19 protein-coding genes are annotated in these 19,368 nt (G+C 39.7%); 4 read left to right on the top strand and 15 right to left on the bottom strand.

All coding sequences use genetic code 11. The features are described 5' to 3' along the window. Positions 1 to 244: 244 nt before the first annotated feature. The gene (locus HDE70_RS03890) at positions 245 to 2,725 is read left to right on the top strand and encodes a penicillin-binding protein 1A (protein ID WP_183888128.1); all 2,481 of its coding nucleotides are present in this window, start codon (positions 245 to 247) and stop codon (positions 2,723 to 2,725) included. Between the two features lie 44 nt (positions 2,726 to 2,769). Here the strand turns inward: HDE70_RS03890 and HDE70_RS03885 are convergent, their stop codons facing one another. Next, positions 2,770 to 3,219 (bottom strand): ORF6N domain-containing protein, encoded by a 450-nt coding sequence (locus tag HDE70_RS03885; protein ID WP_183865381.1) that lies wholly within the window; start codon positions 3,217 to 3,219, stop codon positions 2,770 to 2,772. A 53-nt stretch (positions 3,220 to 3,272) separates the two neighbouring features. Continuing rightward, entirely contained in the window at positions 3,273 to 3,623 is a 351-nt protein-coding gene (locus HDE70_RS03880) for a GIY-YIG nuclease family protein (protein WP_068400917.1), read from the bottom strand. Positions 3,624 to 3,757: 134 nt separating this feature from the next. Here HDE70_RS03880 and HDE70_RS03875 point away from each other — a divergent pair, with 134 nt between their 5' ends. The 3 genes from HDE70_RS03875 to HDE70_RS03865 all read left to right on the top strand — a co-directional run bounded on the left by HDE70_RS03875 (position 3,758) and on the right by HDE70_RS03865 (position 6,368). After that, on the top strand, positions 3,758 to 4,534 hold the full coding sequence (locus tag HDE70_RS03875; protein ID WP_183865380.1) for an XRE family transcriptional regulator: 777 nt from the start codon (positions 3,758 to 3,760) through the stop codon (positions 4,532 to 4,534). A gap of 55 nt (positions 4,535 to 4,589) precedes the next feature. After that, positions 4,590 to 5,000, top strand: a complete 411-nt coding sequence (locus HDE70_RS03870; protein ID WP_183865379.1) for a hypothetical protein — start codon at positions 4,590 to 4,592, stop codon at positions 4,998 to 5,000. A 231-nt stretch (positions 5,001 to 5,231) separates the two neighbouring features. Next, entirely contained in the window at positions 5,232 to 6,368 is a 1,137-nt protein-coding gene (locus HDE70_RS03865) for a hypothetical protein (protein WP_183865378.1), read from the top strand. Positions 6,369 to 6,439: 71 nt separating this feature from the next. On the opposite strand, the gene rplT is transcribed toward HDE70_RS03865, so the two are convergent. From rplT to HDE70_RS03800, 13 genes are all read right to left on the bottom strand, one after another. After that, a complete protein-coding gene (gene rplT / locus HDE70_RS03860) occupies positions 6,440 to 6,784 on the bottom strand; it encodes a 50S ribosomal protein L20 (RefSeq protein ID WP_068400926.1) in 345 nt (114 codons plus the stop codon). A 76-nt stretch (positions 6,785 to 6,860) separates the two neighbouring features. Beyond that, positions 6,861 to 7,061 carry a 50S ribosomal protein L35 gene (gene rpmI, locus HDE70_RS03855; protein ID WP_041887185.1) on the bottom strand — a complete coding sequence of 67 codons (201 nt, stop codon included), beginning with the start codon at positions 7,059 to 7,061 and terminating at the stop codon, positions 6,861 to 6,863. Between the two features lie 26 nt (positions 7,062 to 7,087). Next, complete coding sequence (gene infC / locus HDE70_RS03850; protein WP_051759761.1) at positions 7,088 to 7,657, bottom strand: translation initiation factor IF-3; 570 nt, start codon at positions 7,655 to 7,657, stop codon at positions 7,088 to 7,090. Positions 7,658 to 7,670: 13 nt separating this feature from the next. Then, a complete protein-coding gene (thrS, locus tag HDE70_RS03845; RefSeq protein WP_183888126.1) occupies positions 7,671 to 9,596 on the bottom strand; it encodes a threonine--tRNA ligase in 1,926 nt (641 codons plus the stop codon). Between the two features lie 136 nt (positions 9,597 to 9,732). Beyond that, on the bottom strand, positions 9,733 to 10,650 hold the full coding sequence (locus HDE70_RS03840) for a LysR family transcriptional regulator (RefSeq protein WP_183865376.1): 918 nt from the start codon (positions 10,648 to 10,650) through the stop codon (positions 9,733 to 9,735). Positions 10,651 to 10,753: 103 nt separating this feature from the next. Continuing rightward, on the bottom strand, positions 10,754 to 11,302 hold the full coding sequence (locus tag HDE70_RS03835; protein ID WP_183865375.1) for a GNAT family N-acetyltransferase: 549 nt from the start codon (positions 11,300 to 11,302) through the stop codon (positions 10,754 to 10,756). After that, positions 11,289 to 11,984 carry a ribose-5-phosphate isomerase RpiA gene (gene rpiA / locus HDE70_RS03830; protein WP_221302001.1) on the bottom strand — a complete coding sequence of 232 codons (696 nt, stop codon included), beginning with the start codon at positions 11,982 to 11,984 and terminating at the stop codon, positions 11,289 to 11,291. The genes HDE70_RS03835 and rpiA overlap by 14 nt, the downstream gene beginning before the upstream one ends. A gap of 159 nt (positions 11,985 to 12,143) precedes the next feature. Beyond that, positions 12,144 to 13,172: a hemin-degrading factor gene (locus HDE70_RS03825; RefSeq protein WP_183888123.1), complete on the bottom strand. Its 1,029-nt coding sequence runs from the start codon at positions 13,170 to 13,172 to the stop codon at positions 12,144 to 12,146. Positions 13,173 to 13,183: 11 nt separating this feature from the next. Further along, positions 13,184 to 13,966 (bottom strand): heme ABC transporter ATP-binding protein, encoded by a 783-nt coding sequence (locus HDE70_RS03820; protein ID WP_183888121.1) that lies wholly within the window; start codon positions 13,964 to 13,966, stop codon positions 13,184 to 13,186. Positions 13,967 to 13,969: 3 nt separating this feature from the next. After that, positions 13,970 to 15,016 (bottom strand): FecCD family ABC transporter permease, encoded by a 1,047-nt coding sequence (locus tag HDE70_RS03815; RefSeq protein ID WP_183865372.1) that lies wholly within the window; start codon positions 15,014 to 15,016, stop codon positions 13,970 to 13,972. Continuing rightward, on the bottom strand, positions 15,013 to 15,861 hold the full coding sequence (locus tag HDE70_RS03810; RefSeq protein ID WP_183865371.1) for a hemin ABC transporter substrate-binding protein: 849 nt from the start codon (positions 15,859 to 15,861) through the stop codon (positions 15,013 to 15,015). Before HDE70_RS03810 ends, HDE70_RS03815 begins: the two co-directional genes overlap by 4 nt. Positions 15,862 to 16,055: 194 nt before the next feature. Next, complete coding sequence (locus tag HDE70_RS03805; RefSeq protein ID WP_183888119.1) at positions 16,056 to 17,108, bottom strand: HmuY family protein; 1,053 nt, start codon at positions 17,106 to 17,108, stop codon at positions 16,056 to 16,058. A gap of 23 nt (positions 17,109 to 17,131) precedes the next feature. Further along, positions 17,132 to 19,228, bottom strand: a complete 2,097-nt coding sequence (locus HDE70_RS03800) for a TonB-dependent receptor plug domain-containing protein (RefSeq protein WP_183888117.1) — start codon at positions 19,226 to 19,228, stop codon at positions 17,132 to 17,134. Positions 19,229 to 19,368 lie beyond the last annotated feature (140 nt).

The raw sequence follows: 19,368 nt of genomic DNA, 5'->3' as shown, positions 1-19,368 counted from the left end.
TTTAAACTACGTCTGAACAGACGGGATTTGAATTTACCAAAAATCAAGCCATATCAAATACTACCTGCGCCTATTTCTTGTTTATAAAATTCTGAATTTGGTTTAAATTGTCTTTCTTTGCCTTCTAAATTGAGCTATATTTCCAGTATATATACTTAAGAATCCAACCCTTTCGTTTAATGGTTTGATTTGGATATAGGCTCAGCAAGCTTACACTGTTTTACTAATTTTTTGACCATACTATATGTTTAAAGAGATCCATAATAAATACCTGCGTTATTTCTCCGTATTTATTTTCTGTATCATCATTTTCTTCTGTGCACTTCAATTGAATTTCCTGTGGCTGTTTGGCTACTCTCCTTCTTACAAGGATATCAAATTACCTACGCAAAGTGTAGGTTCGGAGCTTTACACTTCAGACGGGAAGTTAATAGGGCGATATTACAAAGAGAACCGTACGCCTGTTATTTTCAAACAGATCTCACCAAGCGTAATCAATGCACTGGTAGCAACAGAGGATGTCCGTTTCTACAAACATATGGGGATTGATTTCAGGTCTTTATTATCAAGCGGACTTTCTACAGCCACGGGCGATAAAAGAGGTGCAAGTACGATCACCCAGCAGCTGGCAAAAAACATGTACCGCACCAGATATAATAAGTCACAAGGCTTTATCAAGCATATCCCGGTCATCAGAACTATAGTTTCTAAATTAAAAGAATGGATGACAGCTGTAAAGCTGGAAGGCAACTATTCTAAGAATGAAATTATTACCATGTACCTGAATACAGTTTCATTCGGGAACAATGCTTACGGGATTAAAACAGCAGCGAGAGTTTATTTTGATAAACAAACTGATTCGCTGAGCGTACCTGAATCTGCTATGTTAGTGGGTATGCTGAAAGGAACGACTACTTATAACCCTATCAGAAACCCTGAAAGAGCGTTGGAAAGAAGAAACGTTTCTTTATCACAAATGAATAAGTACGGCTATATCACTGCTGCTGAACTTACACAATATAAAAACACACCGGTTAAACTTAAAGAAGGCAGAGAAGACGAAGGCAGTGACGGTGATTCATACCTGAGAGCCGCAGTAGCGAAATATCTGGAAGCCTGGTGTGATAAAAATGGTTATGATCTTTATGAAGATGGTCTTAAGATATATACTACCATCGACTCTAAACTTCAAAAATACGCAGAGGAAGCTGTAGCAGAACAAATGAAAGTTGTTCAGCGCAGGTTTTACAGTGTTTGGGGAAAAGAAGATCCATGGCAGGATTCAGAAAAGAAAAAAGTGGATTACCCTGGCCGTGCAATGAAGAACCTTCCGATTTATGCGATGCTGGAGAAAAAATATCCAAACAATCCCGATTCGGTAACTGCTTATTTCAATAAGAAGAAAAAGATGAAAATTTTCACCTATAAAGGTGACCGTGATACGCTTTTCTCGACAATGGATTCTATCCGTTACTATGGTAAAATCATGAATACCGGGATGATGACTTTAGATCCTTTCAATGGTAAGATTAAAGTATGGGTAGGTGGTTTAGATCATAAGTTCTTTAAGTATGACCACGTGAACCAGTCTAAGCGTCAGGCGGGTTCAACTTTTAAACCATTTGCTTACCTGGCTGCTTTTGAAAGCGGTATGAGCCCTTGCGATACTTTCATTGACAAGCCGGTTAAAATCAAATACGAAGAAAAAGGTAAAACAGAATATTGGGAACCTAGAAATGCGAACTGGCAGAATAGTTACCGTGAAACCTCTCTGCGCGCTGCAATGGGCCGTTCAATCAATACGATTACTGCGCAGGTAACAGAAAAAGTAGGCTGGGAAAACGTAGTTAAATGGGCACATGAGTGCGGTATTGACAGTCATCTGGAGTCTGTGCCTTCTGTAAGTTTAGGCCCTAATGATGTTTCTGTATTTGAAATGGTGAGAGCTTATGGGACATTTCTGAATAAAGGGGTAAGAACAGATCCGATTTTAGTAGAAAGAATCACAGATCAGGATGGTAATTCACTGGAAAATTTTGTGGCTAAAACCAAAAGAGTAATTTCTGAGGAGATTGCCTGGTTAATGCTTTATATGTTCAGGGGCGGGATGGAAGAACCAGGAGGAACTTCAAGAGCGTTATGGGAATGGGACCTTTGGAAAGAAAATAACCAGATTGGTGGTAAAACAGGAACCTCTTCAGATTACGTAGATGCCTGGTATATGGGAATTACCAAAGACCTGGTAACGGGTGTATGGGTTGGTTGTGATGAACGTTCAGCTCACTTTAAGAATGGTGAAACTGGTGAAGGATCACGCACGGCTTTACCTATTTTCGCCAAGTTTATGGAAAAGGTTTACCATGATAAGAGTACAGGTTACACTTATGGGCCATTCCCGAAAGCAACGGTACCAATTACCAGAAACTATAACTGCCCTACCCCGGTTTATGCAGTAGATACTACTAAGACTGATAGTGTAGCCACAGATTCATTGCATGTAGCTGTACCGGTAGAGGGAGATAAACCTGCGGAGAAGCAGGATGAAGTAAAAAGCGAAACTCCGGAAACTCCTGTAAAACAGCTGACACCAGCAACTGTACCGCTGACCCGAAAAGAAGAACGCGAACTCAAAAGAAAGAAACGTCAGGAAGAAAAGGATAAGAAAAAAGAAGAGGAAAAGAAAAAGGACGAAGAGAAGAAAAAAAACGAGGGTAAAAGTAAATAACCTCTAAAAGGCCAGTAGGACATTATCTCTCCTCACTGGCCTTTTTAAGTATCAGACCTCAGCAGACTATTTTTGAACTGCTCCATCTCTCTGTATAATTCAGGAAAGTCAGGGACAATTTGCCTGATCAGCGTAAAAATCCGAATGATCCTGATGTTTACTGCTATTGCCCGCTCACCGTTCAGCAAGCCAGCCAGCATCGCCAGCCCCTGCTCCGTAAAAGCAATCGGAGAAGCTCTTAATCTTGGGTTTCGTTTAATCTCACTATCCTGTCTGATTAAGGAAAGTTCATCTTCCTCACTCACCTTAAACATAAAATCTGCTGGAAAACGAGTGGTATTCCGGCTAACTACTGTTCTGACCCTGCTGTTTCCTAATTGATAAAGTTTCGCTAAATGAAGATCAATCATCACCTTCTGCCCTCTGAGTACGTAGATATGGTTCATGATCATTTCATCAGTGACCACATCCTCTTTTCTATCTTTATGCTGCATATTGGTTACCGGATTTATTTCACAAATATCTTTCAGTCCATACAGACCTTTACTTAAGACATAATAGTCAATGGTATTTTCACCTGCGTGGATAATGGTCTGCTCATGGTGATATGTTCAAAGTCAAGACCTATGGTCAGATCAATCCAGTCCGGGTTGCAGGCACGTACCAGACGTTCCTTCTGCATCCTGGTAAACCTGCTGATCACCTTGAAACGGTTCAGTGCCTGTGATTCAGTTTTAAGTTCTTCAAAGTAAACCAGGCGCGTAAGCTGCTGGCCGCTGTCAAAGAACAGACTTGGCATTTTTTTATAAAAATCAAGCGTCTTAATTAAATCAGCGCTCATTCCAACATGTAAACTGGTACGGTTTCTATCGGTCACGATGTAGACAAATTTTCTCATTGCTTGTAGTTTAATTTATTACCACTAATTAAATTAGCATATATATTTGCAGTGCGAATAAATATTACTAACTTTATTGGTACAATAATACTAACAATTTTAGTAAAAACAAATTATTTTTAATCTTTTATTTTATGTCGAATATTTCCGTAAATCTCAAATACTTAAGAAAGAAAAAAGGCCACACACAACAGCAATTTGCTGATTTGATGGGAATTAAAAGGTCGTTGGTTGGAGCTTACGAAGAAGACCGTGCAGAACCAAAATATGATTTGCTAAAAAAAATAGCAGAACATTATGAATTAACAATGGATGAGTTTATCAACGAAATTATCAACGATAACTGGAAGCCTAAATTAAAAAGTCAGGGTTCAAACTTAAGGATACTGAGTATTTCTGTAGATCAGAGCGATAATGAAAACATCGAAATGGTTCCTGTAAAAGCCAGTGCAGGTTACCTGAACGGCTTCTCAGACCCTGAATATATCAAAGACCTTCCTAAATTCCAGTTGCCCCTGCCGTCTTTAAAACAAGGTACTTTCAGAGCATTTGAAATTGTTGGAGATTCTATGCTGCCAATTCAGCCGGGCAGTATTATCATTGGCGAATACATGGATAACTGGAATGATGTAAAAACCGGGGAAACTTATGTAATTGTCAGCAAAAATGAAGGCGTAGTTTATAAACGTGCAGGAAATCGTTTCAAAGAAAACAAGGAATTGAAACTGGTTTCTGATAACAAGCTGTACGACCCTTATAATGTTCCTGCTGAAGATATCCTGGAGATCTGGAAAGCAAAGGCTTACATCAGCTCTACACTGCCTGATGCGACCCCTGAACCAACGATGGAGACCCTGACCAATATGATGTCCCAGATGCAGAAATCAATCTCGCAAATGAATAAAAACTAAATCGCTTTTAAACCCTTTCCCTGTTTTTCACTCTATGCTTTAAAACCATATACAAATGAAAAGAATCGTTTTAACATTAGCCATAGCATTCATTGGATTAACTGCCACGTTTGCGCAAAGTACAGGTAAGCAGAAAATGACCCCGGAACAAAGAGCAGAAAAAAGTACCGCTAAACTGGAGAAAGAACTTACACTGACTGCCGATCAGAAACAAAAGATTTATGCAGTAGAGCTTGACAAGTACAAGCAAACTGAAGCATGGCATAAACAAACCAGTGCAGACAGAAAAGCGAAGAGAGATCAGCATATGGCTTCTAAGAAAGAAACAGATGCTAAGATTGACCAGGTTTTAACTCCTGACCAAAAGAAAAAGCTGGACGATTTACGTACCGCAAAAAAAGCCAGGGCACAAAACAAAAAAGACCATCACAAAGGACCTAAACCTGCGGATAAAGTACAAGAATAGATTACAAGATTAAGATATAGGATCACACCTGTAAAGCCTCCGGAAAGCAATCTGCTATCCGGGGGCTTTTTTTATGGGACAGACAAAAAATAATACGATATAGTAGCTTGTTAATGGCATTTTAATCCACTTGTCATTGTTATTTCAATTGTATGAAGTTCTTGCAATACTGACTATAATGTATCGTTCATTTACTGAATATATATAGCTTATCAATTCAGAAACATCACTATGAAAATTCAAAACAAAAAGCGCCAGATCTTAATGGCAGGAATGCTGGTTAGTATCTCCGCATTAACTTACAGCTGTACTAAGGACAGTAATAATGTTATGCAACCCAACACAGTATCCAATTCAATACCTAAGAACACCAATCTACAAAGAATCCTGTTTGTAGGAGACAGCTTTACTCACGGGAGATATGCCCCGGTACGTCAATACAATTCAGGAGGTATTGCAAATGCAACCAGTGGTTCGACGCTTGTTTTTGATGAAAACTTTGGCCAGACCGGAGCAAGACAAGAATTAGAAAATGGCCCATGGGGAGGTATTCCCGGAGTTTTCGCTGAGTTTGCTTACGAAACGGGCTTAAACTACGATGTACATATCGAAGCCATTTCAGCAACCAGCCTGGCAAAAAATTATGCTGCTGCTCCTGATGTGATTGCACAAGCAAAATGGAATGCTGTAGTTTTACAGGAGATCAGTGTAAAACCTATTCCCTATTCATTGACCAATAGTAATATCAGTAATCCTGCTAATTTCTGTTCAAGTGTACAAACCATCGAAAAAGCTGTTCACGGTGCATCATCGGCAGCAAAGGTATATCTTTATGAGCCATGGCCATCGGCAGATCTTGCTGAAACCATGAGCGGGGGAAATCCTAATGCTTCAGGCTTCAGCGCAAACTACGCCGCCAACCTTACCACACTGGCCAATGCGAACCACAACGCTTATTATAGCGCTGCCAGTCATGATGGAAACATTGCAGGTGTTGCCCCTGTTGGTGAAGCATGGGTAAATGCATGGGCAGCAAAAATAGCCAATGCAGATCCTTACCTGGGTAATTCAAACCTGCCAATTTTATGGTATGGTCTGAACAAAGTTAATGATCCTCAGATCAGTAAACCTGACTATCATCACCCTAATACTTATGGCGCTTACCTGAGTGGGCTTGTGCTGTTTCAGCAAATCACAGGGGTTGATGTACGTACCCTTGGTGCACAGGAAAAAGCTGCTAAAAGCTTAGGTATACCAAGTTCAGTAGCGACCCAATTACAGCTGATTGCGTGGCAGACAGTCACAAAGGAAAGTTCACAACCAGTTAACCAAACCGCAGATCCTTGTACAATAGGTAGCGGAGTATAAAACCTAAAAAATTTAAGATAAAAAAAAGGGGTAGCAAATTGCTACCCCTTTTTCGTTGATGTTATATATTTCTATTTAACTGTATCAATTACTGCTTTGAAAGCTTCTGGATGATTCATAGCTAAATCAGCTAAAACCTTACGGTTTAAACCAATGTTTTTAGCCGCTAATTTACCAATGAATTGAGAGTAAGAAATTCCATATTGACGCGCACCAGCGTTAATACGTTGAATCCACAAACCGCGGAATTCTCTTTTCTTAACTTTACGGTCACGGTATGCATATTGCAAACCTTTCTCAACCGTATTTTTTGCTACAGTGAATACTTTACTTCTTGATCCCCAATAGCCTTTGGCCATATTAAGGACTTTTTTCCGTCTTCTTCTCGAAGCTACTGCGTTTACCGAACGTGGCATAGTGTTGTTGTTTTTTGATAAACGGTGTTGCGTATTTCAGCAAACTTACTACCGGGTACCTGGTTTAAAATTCTAATTATTTACCGATAGCAAGCATACGCTTAACGTTGCCCATATCAGCAGCTGACACCATTGAGGTGTGACCCAAATTACGCTTACGTTTAGTAGACATTTTTGTTAAAATGTGACTTTTGTATGCGTTTTTTCTTGCGATTTTACCGGTTCCAGTAAGCGAAAAACGCTTTTTAGCACTGGAATTGGTTTTCATTTTTGGCATAACCTGTTCTTATTTATGTAATTTATTTATTTTTTTGCAACTTTTGGAGCAAGGGTAAGGAACATACGTTTACCTTCTAACTTAGGTAAAAGTTCAACCTTTCCTATATCTTCCAAAGCTTGTGCGAACTTAAGCAATAAGATCTCTCCCTGCTCTTTGTAAACGATCGCTCTACCTTTGAAATGCACATATGCTCTAACTTTCTCTCCATTCTCAAGGAAACTAACTGCATGTTTCAGTTTGAACTGAAAATCATGATCATTAGTGTTAGGTCCGAAACGGATCTCCTTAATGATGGTTTGTTTAGCATTCGCCTTAATCTCTTTCTGCTTTTTCTTTTGTTCGTAAACAAACTTGCTGTAATCGATTATTCTACAAACCGGTGGAACTGCGTTTGGTGATATTTCTACCAGGTCCAACTCCAGTTCATCGGCAAGGGCTAAAGCTTTTGCCAAAGGATAAATCCCCGGTTCAACATTATCGCCAGCTAATCTAACCTCCTGGGCTCTGATAAACTGATTAATATTATGTTCTGCTTCTTTTTTCTTAAAAGGAGGACGTGGTCCCCTATTAAATCCTGGTCTGCCTAATGCCAAATTTATATACTGTTTAAACTGTTATTTCTTTAATTAATAATTCGCTGAACGCCTGGATAGTCATCTCTCCTAAATCCCCTTCTCCGTGCTTCCTTACTGATAATTTTCCTTCTGCCATTTCCTTTTCCCCGATAATCAGCATATAAGGAGTTTTTTTCACCTCAGCGTCCCTGATTTTCCTTCCGATTTTCTCATCGCGAAAGTCAATCAAACCGCGAATATCGGAATTATTTAGTTCATCTGAAACTTTTTTGGCATATTCTTCATACTTTTCTGAAATAGGAAGGATTATAAATTGCTCAGGAGAAAGCCATAACGGGAAATTTCCTGCACAATGTTCAATCAAAACTGCTATAAAACGTTCCAGGGAACCGAATGGAGCACGATGGATCATTACCGGTCTGTGTTTCTGGTTGTCGCTGCCAGTATATTCCAGTTCAAATCTTTCCGGTAAATTATAATCTACCTGGATAGTTCCGAGCTGCCATTTTCTACCTAGCGCATCTTTCACCATGAAATCCAGTTTCGGTCCGTAAAATGCAGCTTCACCATATTCAATTACTGTATTCAGACCTTTCTCTGCCGAAGCTTCGATAATTGCATCTTCAGCAAGTTTCCAGTTTTCATCAGTACCGATATACTTCGACTTATTTTCAGGATCCCTTAAGGAAATCTGTGCAGTGTAATTTTCAAATCCTAAAGATTTAAATACATACAATACCAGGTCAATCACCTTCATGAATTCGTCTTTCACCTGGTCTGGACGACAGAATAAGTGTGCATCATCCTGAGTAAACCCACGAACCCTTGTTAAGCCGTGTAACTCACCGCTTTGCTCGTAACGGTAAACTGTACCGAATTCTGCTAAACGTAATGGAAGATCCTTATAAGACCGTGGTTTAACTTTATATATTTCACAGTGATGCGGGCAGTTCATTGGTTTTAACATGAACTCCTCCCCTTCCTGAGGTGTTTTTATCCCCTGAAAAGAATCAGCTCCATATTTATCCCAGTGACCTGAAGTTACATATAGGTTTTTGTGTCCGATATGCGGAGTAATTACTTGTTCGTATCCTGCTTTTCCCTGTGCTTTAGTTAAGAAATTCACTAAACGTTCGCGCAAGGCAGCTCCTTTAGGTAACCATAATGGTAAGCCCATCCCTACTTTCTCAGAGAAAGCAAATAATTCAAGCTCTTTTCCTAATTTCCTGTGGTCGCGTTTTTTAGCTTCCTCGATCATCAACAGGTATTCTGTTAATTCACTCGCTTTAGGGAAAGTAACACCATAAATACGGGTTAGCTGTTTTTTAGTCTCATCACCTCTCCAGTACGCACCAGCAACGTTTGTTAACTTTACTGCTTTGATAAATCCTGTATTCGGAAGATGCGGGCCACGGCATAAGTCAGTAAATTCACCTTGTTTATAAAAAGTGATTTTACCATCTTCCAGTCCCTGTATAAGGTCTAATTTATACTCATCGCCTTTTTCAGTGAAATAAGCAACTGCATCTACTTTGGAAACATTTTCCCTTACAAAAACTTCTTTTTGTTTGGCCAGTTCCATGAATTTGGTTTCTATCGCTTTAAAATGATCTGAAGAAAATTCCTGATCTCCAAAATCAACATCATAATAGAAGCCTGTTTCAATAGCAGGGCCGATACCGAATTTAGTACCCGGATATAACGCTTCTAATGCTTCGGCCATAATGTGGGCAGAAGAGTGCCAGAAGGTAGCTTTACCAGCGGTATCATTCCAGGTTAATAATTTAACTGCTGAATCATTTTCAATAGGTCTGGAAGAATCCCAGACTTCGCCGTTAACTTCGGCCGCTAAAACGTTACGGGCAAGACCTTCAGATATTGATAATGCAATCTGGTGGGCACTTGTTCCCTTTTCATATGGACGTACTGAGCCATCCGGAAGTGTAATGTTAATCATCTACAACTATGATTTATATGTGAATTTAATGAATTAATGGTGTCGAATCACTTACAAGGTGATTTCTTGGAGACAAAGGTAAGTTTTTATGCTGCAATTCAGGAAATAAATTCAAAAATGGGGCAAATGTCCCTGTTCATATTTCATATTCCAGCGGAACCATCTCTTTTTCAAAAATATCCTGGATCGTTTTAATTTCCGCAGCATAGATTGTTTTTTTCCGCATAGCGAAATGAAGCGTATTTTCCATGACTTTATTGCCTTCCCATACTAATTTAACGCTTCCATCCAGTATTTCATGACGGCACAAAAAGTCCGGTACCACTGCAAATCCTTCCATTCCTTTAATACAGCGCACAATAGAACTCATATTAGGAACGATATAATTAGGCTTAAAGTCCAGTCTTTTATTAAAATTGAAATGCCAGAACCTCATCAGATGTTCCATATCACCAGAAGTGCCATACCAGGTTTGATGTTTCAGCCATTCCTGCATGCCTTTCAGGTTTCCATCCTGATGCATCAGCTCAAAATCTGTCAGGTCATTTTTCGATCCTCCTACCAGCACAATCCGTTCTTTCGAGAATGGTTTATAGGCAATATTTTTCATGGTATTATCCATATGCGGGGTAATGACCATGTCGAGGATCCCATTATCAAGATCGTTCAGCATTTGCGGATAATCCCCGAATTTAACAATCACATTAAAAGCTAAACTTGATAAATAAGGTTCAAGCATCAGCTGAAAGGTTTCAAAACACATCCCTAAACTCAGGGTCGGTTTTTCCTTTTCAGTACTACGGTGGAAGTGTTTTTCAGCTTCTTCTAATTTCAATAAAGCTTCCAGTACGAAGTTATACATCACTTTACCCCTTTCCGTAGGAACCATCTTTCTGGATGTTCTATCAAAAAGTTTATAGCCCACATAAGACTCTAAAGAGCTCAGGTGTAAACTTACGCCCGGCTGAGATACGAAAAGTGCTTCTGCTGCTCCGGTCAAAGTGCCGGTTTCATAAATAGCTTTAAATGTGCGGTACCATTCGAGATTTACCATAGTATCATGAATATGATACAAAGATACGATTTATATCATAATAATAAAAGGAACAGCATCGAGTTAGCGCCTGGGTTTTAAAATCAGCTAAATGAGAATTCATTTATCGATTAATCCGTGAGTAAATAACCGCATCAATAAATTTACCTTCAAAAAAGCCATTTTCTTTGAAATGCCCTTCTTTCACAAAATTATGTTTGATCAATAACTGCTCAGAAGCAATGTTATCCGGATCAATCACGGCTTCGAGCGAGTGAAATTTAAGCACATTAAAGGCATAGTCAATTACCGTGGCAAACGCTTCGCTGATAATCCCTTTCCGGTGATAATCAGGATGAAGGATATACCCGGTTTCTGTCCGGTAATTTTCCGGCTGCATTCTGATCAGACAAATCATCCCTAACAGTTTAGGATCATCTTTAAATGAAATTCCCCAGTTGATGGCAACATTATCTTCAATAGCTTTATTTACTACGTTGATATGTTCCAATGCATCTTCTTTGGTCTTTGCCAGTGGACGTGGAATATATTTCATAGTCTGCGCATCAGATCTGATGGCAAATACTTCATCAACATCCGCAGGTGTAATTTTTCTGAGGACTAAACGTTCCGATTCCAGTACTGGAAAGGGATCAAAGTTAATTTCCAGCATATATAATAGTTTCGGTTCCTTTTCCCATGATAATCTTTGAAGTAAGCTGCACAAATAAGCCATGTGCCAGAATCCCTTCTATCCTGTTCAGGCTTTCTGCTAAAGCAGCAGGATCGCTGATCAGCCCAAAGTCCGCATCCACAATGATATTATGATTATCTGTGATAAACGGTGAGTTATCTTTCATCCGCACTTCTCCTTTTCCGTTTAATTTACTGAGCTGCTGTACCACATAATTAAGCGCAAGCGGCACCACTTCAATGGGAACTTTGAATTTTCCCAGCTGAGCGACCAATTTACCCGAATCCGCGATAATAATTTCATTTTTAGTGAGGGAAGCCACAATTTTCTCTCTGAATAATGCACCCCCGCCCCCTTTGACTAAATTTAACTGTGTATCAAATTCATCAGCTCCATCTATAGTAATATCAATTGATTTAACCTCTTCCATTGGCAGTAATTCAATCCCTAACGATAAGGCGAGCGAAGCGGTATGTTCAGAAGTAGGTACACCTTTGATTTTCAGCCCATTCTTCACTAACAGTGCTATTTCCTGAATCGCAAAAAAAGCGGTAGAACCAGTCCCTAATCCAACAATATCATTTTGCTGAATAAATTTAACTGCTGCCCTGGCTGCGCTCTGTTTTTCGAGGTCTTTTTTATCAATTGATTGCTTGTCCAAAATATAAAGATTAAATGAGAAATTTTAAGGTTTCATCTGCTAATTGAGTGGCGTTAGCTGGCGTTAAAACTAGGAAAAAAAACAGAAGGCCGCAAATCAGAAAAGCCCGGCCATAACGGCCAGGCTTCCTGGTATAAACTTAATTAATAGCAACAAAAACTAAGAAATGACAGCTACTTCATTTACCATCAGTCTCCAGTGTTCGTTCTCAGGAATACCTGGTTTACGTTTACCGAAAAACTGAACGATGATCTCACCAGCTTGATCAAATACCTCAATACTAGTGACAATACCATCTGAAGTAGGCTTTTTAACTAACCATACTTTATCAATTGCGTCTTCACGCAGGTGCATATTAAAATCAGGATCTAAAACATTAAACCACGGGCCGGTCTGCAATAGATTTTTAACCAGACCTGTATGAATCTGGATACAGCCTGCACTTCCTGTAAATACCATAATTTCCAGATCAGTCTCTGAAGCTTTCTCTATCACTGCTTTCAAAGATCCTTTAGTGATTACTACTGCATGACCTTCTGGAGCCAAACGTAATCCTTGTGTTCTGGTTACGCCAAATTTTCTTAACATACCATGAAAATCATGTGTATCCTGCAAGCCAAGCCATGTTTCTTTAAAAGCTGGCACATCAATTTCTGAGTCTGGTTTTTCTACCACTACCTTTTTATCTGTATTGATCAAAAGAGCTTCGTGCTGATCAACAGCGGTGAAGGCGGAGACTAAAGCATCATATGCTCGCACATCACTTGTTTCTACCAGGTAAATCTTATGGATCGCCTCTCCGTCTTTACCAAAAAACTGCAAACTCTTTCTGCCATTCTCATCCACTGCAAAAGCAGAAGACCATTGCATCATAAATAACCTTAAATCAATATCCGGGTTTACAACAAGTCCCATAGGGCCGGAAAATGTTACATTTTTATAAATCCCTTTACGTTCATGAACGCAATAATCGTTGCGTGTCAAAGCCATTACTTTACCTAATGACTCTACTGCTTTCAGAATTTCCTGAAAAGCATTGGTTAAACGGGTAACTGCTCCTCCGATTGAAGTCGCTAATAATTCAGCTTCAGTAGTTGTTAATTTTTTAGCGGCATCTCTTATACGTACTTTAGGATTTTCTGCTTTAAAAGCTTCCCATTGACTTTTTAATTCTATTACTTTTTCCATTGTTATAAATTTTATGTTTGTATAGTTGCCGGAATAACCAGCGGACAATTATATCCTTCACATGACATTAACTTAACGTTAATATTGAAGGTTTCATGTATATTTTCGCAATTAATTACTTCCAGCGGGGTTCCCATAGCCACTTTCCTGCCGTCCTTCAGCATTAGTATCTGATCCGCAAAACGAGAGGCAAAATTGATATCATGTAAGATACAGATCACGCAATAACCACGGTCTGCCAGTCTGCGGGCAAGCTCCATAACCTGCTGTTGATAAAGAAGATCTAATCCATTTGTTGGTTCATCTAAAAACAAACAGGCATCCGGACAATCATAGATTTGTGCCAGTACACGAGAAAGCTGAACTCTTTGCTGTTCTCCTCCCGAAAGGGTATTATAGTCTCTCGCTGAAAGATGCGTGATACCTGTTTCTTCCATCACCTGTTTTACAATTTCGTAATCTTCCGGGCCAGGCTGATGTTCAAAATGAGGATATCTGCCCATCATGACCAGTTCATTCACAATAAAAGAAATGGAGATTGTATTTTGCTGAGAAAGTACTGCACGTCGCCTGGCCAGTTCAGGTAAGCTATATTTCTTCAAGTATTGCCCGCCCAGCATAATATCTCCGTAATTTGGTGATATCTCTCTGCATAACAGTTTCATCAGTGTACTCTTACCTGCTCCGTTAGCACCAAGAATGGCTAATAATTCCCCGGATTTCACGTCAAAACTCAATTCTTTTACTAATTCCTTCTTCCCAATCTGATAAGTGATATTTTTTACCTGGATCATAGCTTATAATTTATTTTTATTGCGTTCGGTAACGATGATATACATAAATACAGGGGTTCCGATCAATGCGGTCAAAATACCAATAGGCAGTTCTGCCGGCGCAACAATAGTTCTGGCAACCATATCGGCAGCGGTCAATAAAGCTGCGCCCAGAATCGCTGATCCCGGAACAACCAGCCGGTTATCAGCGGTAAAAGTCATCCTCAGAATATGCGGAATGATTAATCCGATAAATCCGATTATTCCAGCAACTGCAACAGCTGCACCAACCGCCATGGTCGCCAATACAATGATGATCCTTTTCATATTGACCACATTAATCCCCATATGTAATGCTTGCGCATCTCCAAGGGTTAACGCGTTGAGTGACTTTGCTAAAAATGGAAGAATGATTACTGGTATCACAATAAATGGTAAAAGTCCGCTTACTGTTTCCCAGCTTGCTCCTCCTAAACTCCCTAAACTCCAGAAGGTAATGACTGGTAACTGCTCATTTGTCGCCATATAGGTTAACAAGCCTACAAATCCGAGTGCCAGCGCATTGATGGCAATACCGGATAATAACAGGGTTGTGATCTCCGTTTTACCATGCCTGGTAGACATCCGGTAAACGATAAATGTGGTTACACAAGCACCAATAAAAGCAGCCAGAGAAATGGCATAAAAACCAATTATACCACTCAGTTTGGTAAAAAACCCAACTTCTAATACAATCACTAATACGGCGCATAAAGTAGCACCCGCTGATATCCCTATCAACCCGGGTTCTGCTAGTGGATTTCTAAACAAACCTTGTATTGCTGCGCCTGATATACCAAGTCCCGCGCCTATTAACATCCCTAAAACCACCCTTGGCAATCTTATATTCATCAGTACTGCTGCTTGTTGTGGTTTAAAATTCATCGCATCCGAAAACCCTGTTTTATAGGCTATGATGGATAAAAACTCAGGCATCGTAATTACTACCGCCCCTATACAGGAGGAGATCACTACAACTGCCAATAATAAGATCAGCAGCAGTAACAGAATTAATTTTATCTTTTTACTCAATTGATTTTAGTCGCTAGTTCTTGAATTGCAACGCCTAAACGTGGCCCAAAGCTGCCTAACAGTTCACCGTCCATACTGATAATTTTCTTGTTTTTACCCGCATTTGTTTCTTTGATGCCCTGAATTTTTGACACCCCTTCTGCTCCGCCTAAACTTTTCAAACCTGAGTCAAAAAGCAGGATCACGTCTGGATTAGCTTTGACTAAAGCCTCAGCTGTTAAAGGCTTGTAATCGGCAAATTCAGTTACTGCATTCTGTCCACCTGCCAGAACAATTGCTTTCTCCACCTGCGTACCTGTACCGCCAACCATCATTGTTCCGGTACCGCGTGCATAAATGAATAATACTTTAGGTTTGCGGGCAGCAGGTTTAACTTTTGCCAGATCCTGATCTAAGATCTTGATCAGCGAATCACCTTTGGTTTTCACATGCAGGCTATCTGTAAGGGTATGGATCAGCTCTTTTGTTCCTTTGACAGAAAACTCCTGATCCACTAATAAAAGCTTTACACCAGCGGTTTTAAATTGAGCTTCCAATGCCGGGCTAAAGTCTTTTTTAATCCCGATAACCAGGCCCGGTTGTAAGGCTAAAATCCCTTCGGCATTGATATTTTTATTATGCCCTACTTTTGGTTTTGCTTTCAGACCTTCAGGATAATTACTGGTGATATCAGTACCCACAATATTCTTTTCTAAACCTGCACCAGCTAATACTTCACTGATGGATCCGCTTAGAGATACAATTTTAATACTGTCAGCAAGACCTGCTGTGGCTTCCTGTTTGTTTGCATTACAGGCTCCCAAACTAATGGCTGCCATCGCTGCTGCTAATAAAGTAAGTTTCATCTGTTTATTTATTTTAAGTTTTTGTTAGATGTAGCCTTTGATGATTAAAATAATTATTACCCTGTGGGTTTAATAATTATTTTAATCATGTCGGGTTCATAATTTTTAATTTGATAAATGATTTGGTTTTTAACTAACTAAAGGCGGCTTTCATATCCATGAAAGCCAGCCTTCGCAACCTAAACTAACCAAGTTTATGCCTTTTTAACCAGCTTGTATTCGATTACTGGTTTACCGCGAACTCCTGCATCATTTGGATGGAAGCTCACAAATTTTAATTTATAAATATTACCTGCACCATCTTTAACGAGGTAGAAACGATCTGTTTTTACACCTACTGGTGTACCCGAAGTAACTCTCCAGTTACCAGCAATAACTTCTCTTTTACCCACAAATACTTTTCCTGTCAGGTTAGCTTCTGCGAAATCTGCAAAAGTTACTTTGCTGTCTGCTACGATCACTTCTGCCGCAGTTACCCCGCCTACAAAGTTGATCAGCACGAAATCTGAGAAAGTATAAGGTGTAGTTGCATTTGCTTTATAAGTCGCCAATGTCCATTCGATATCCCAATTTGCTTTTGCCGGCTCTACCTCTACTGCTCCTGTTTTGAAGGATACATATTTAAAATTGAAAGCTGCGTCTTTAGTGACATTCAGCGTTTTGAAAGTTTTATCAGTGATTTTAGCATATTGTAAAGTATAACCTGCACCTGCGCGGATTACACGGATTTTTTGCCATCCTGAAGTACCGCCGCGGTTCACGATATAAACTTTATTGTCTGCATCAGCAGCAGCAATCGTTTTAATCACAGTACCGGCTAAATAAGTTGCGGCATCTCCTTCAACAGGATCGATGTAACTAAAACCACCTGCACCCTGACCTAAGTTTAAATCACCTGAGGCAGCTAATGCTGTCGTATCTGCTTCAGTAACCAGGTTTAAATCTGTTTTATTTAATGCAATGGCAGTTGCACCTACAGTATGGTTCAGGATTACTTTAAAATCATCACCTGAATAAAAGCCAAGATCCCATGAAGTACGCGCTACAGACGTTTGTTTATCTGTACTAAAGTCTACGAAAACACTGTTTCCTGCTGCTGAACCTGCTTCAGAACCAATCAGTCCATTTAAAGTAAGTGTACTCCCGGTTGAAGCAGGGGTTACAATAATTGGGTCACTATCTTTTTTGCAGGCTGTAAAGGCAGTGGCCAGGCAAAGTAAAGTGATTAGTGGAGTAAATTTTTTCATGTTGTGGTTTATTAATAAATTATTTAATTTTTTGTCCAGTTAAAGCTTAGCCCAACTACATAAGAGCGGCCATAGCTCGTAGGGATAGACTGCCCTCCTGTACCGTGCGCACCTCCAGTACCTAAAGAAGAATTACTGAGTGTGGTGATATTGAACAGGTTATTTACACCTGCATTCAGCGCGAATGATTTAAGCAGCTTTTTAGTAATCATCAGATCTGCAATAGTGGAAGAGCCGATTTTTGTTAATCTGACACCCTGCCCATTATCCCCGGTAAAAGATTCATATTGTCTTCTTGTCCCATTAAATTTGGCTGACAGGTTCACTGTTGCACCATATTGAGGCAGGTTGTAAGTCAGATTAGTATTGATTTCCGGTGACCAGACAAATTCCGGTGACTCTCCGTAGGTTTTTGAATCTTCACTGTACTGGTTATACGTACCAATCATGCCCAAGCCTAGTGAAGCCTGGAAATGTTTCCACGCCAAAGTGTTTTCCAAAGTACCACCTGTAGTCTTATATTTTGCAAGATTCACCAGCTCAGAAAGCGTAGGGTCAGTCTCTGAGGTCAGGTAGTCAATTCTGTTTTTAATGTAGTTATAATATCCACTCAGCACCGTTTTCAGGGTAACCCCCTCTTGTTCAACTGTAGCTAAAGAAAGAGAAGCATTTAAGCTGTTTGATTGCTCAGCTTTCAAGTTTAAATTCCCTAGAATAGTATGATTCGCATCTATGAAGTCAAAATAGAGCTCACGAAGTGCCGGGGCACGGAAACCAGTAGCATAACCTAAGCGTAAATCAAGTTTATCGGTTAAAACTATTTTAGTATTCAGCGATGGAATAACCGGCGGCGCGTCATAAACAGAATTTTTGATAAACCTGAGTCCCGGGCGAATGGTTACACCATTGATTACACGAAGTTCTGAAGAGACGAAAAATGCATAATCCTTAATAGTCGGCTCTCCTTTAATTCTTGCTCCTTCTGCATGATCGGTGTTGATCTCTATACCCGGTTGAAAGGAAACCTGATCTGACATTTTATAAACTAATGTAGTCCTGAAAGCACCAGAACTTAGTTTCGCTAAATCCTGTTGTCCCTGACCCGTGGTCAGCTGATCCGTACCTGTAGCATAATCATGTTCAGTGGTTTTTGTGGCACGATTCAAAATATTATAGGCTACAGAACCACTCAATGATAACTTTTCATTGAAACGGTAATCACTTTGTAATTGATGGATATAACGTTTAACAGTAAATACCTGGTTGATTGCTTTGTTCGCATTCACAATATAACCGCCTCTGCTATCAATACTTTCATCCAGATAGTTCAGTCTGTACCAGATATTGAAATTAGTATTGCTATAGCCTAGTCTTCCATTCGCCATCCACCTAAGTTTTGGCTTCCAGCGGTTACGGTCTAAAGCAACTTCTGTAGAAGTAGTCAGCGCTCCGGGCACATTAAATCCATTAAAATCGTCCCGGGTAAGCCCTGCAAGGATACTCCATCCTTTATTTTGCCAGTCTCCCCCAACATGCTGCATGTGAGATCCGGATTTACCAAATGGTGAATATTCTTTTCCAGCTGTCTCCTCTTGTATTCTTGCATTGATATTCAATGTTTCTTTGCCCGGTTTTTTAGTAATCACATTGATCACCCCAACCAGGGCATCAGAACCATAAGAAACAGAAAGCGGCCCTTCAACAATTTCAATACGTTCTACTGTATTGATATCAATCTGATTCAAACTTTCACGTTCGTCATTTCTATCGATCATAGGTACACCATCCAGCAGGATTTTGATATTACGGCCGCTCATCCCCATCATTTGCACATCACTGACGCCTAAAGCCGGGTCACTGGTAAACCTGAATCCGAGTTCTGTATTTAAAACCTGCTGAATACTTGTGGCCGCTTTCAGGCGTATACGTTCTGCGTTAATGATACGGGTCCTGTAAACAGAATTTTTTAACGATTGTGGCTGATACTCACCGGTAACCACCACTTCCTTCAGTTTATTGCCAACAGTATCTTTTTTCTGCTGACTAGCAACAGTTTTGTTCTGCGCATAAGAAGTTGCAGTGGATATAAATATTGTAATCAGGAGGTAACCAATTCTCATTCAAAAACCTATTTAGAATTATTTTAAATAACCCTGCAAGTATAAGAAGTTATTTAGACTAATTACAAATTAAAATGAAAATAGTATGTAATCAACTGATAATGAATTTAGTATTAATAACAATAAATAGGAGACAATTC

It is taken from the genome of Pedobacter cryoconitis (genome assembly GCF_014200595.1).
Classification (GTDB): Bacteria; Bacteroidota; Bacteroidia; order Sphingobacteriales; family Sphingobacteriaceae; genus Pedobacter; species Pedobacter cryoconitis_C.
Note: the sequence above shows the minus strand (reverse complement) of the source record. Positions and strands in the feature narration are given on the sequence as shown.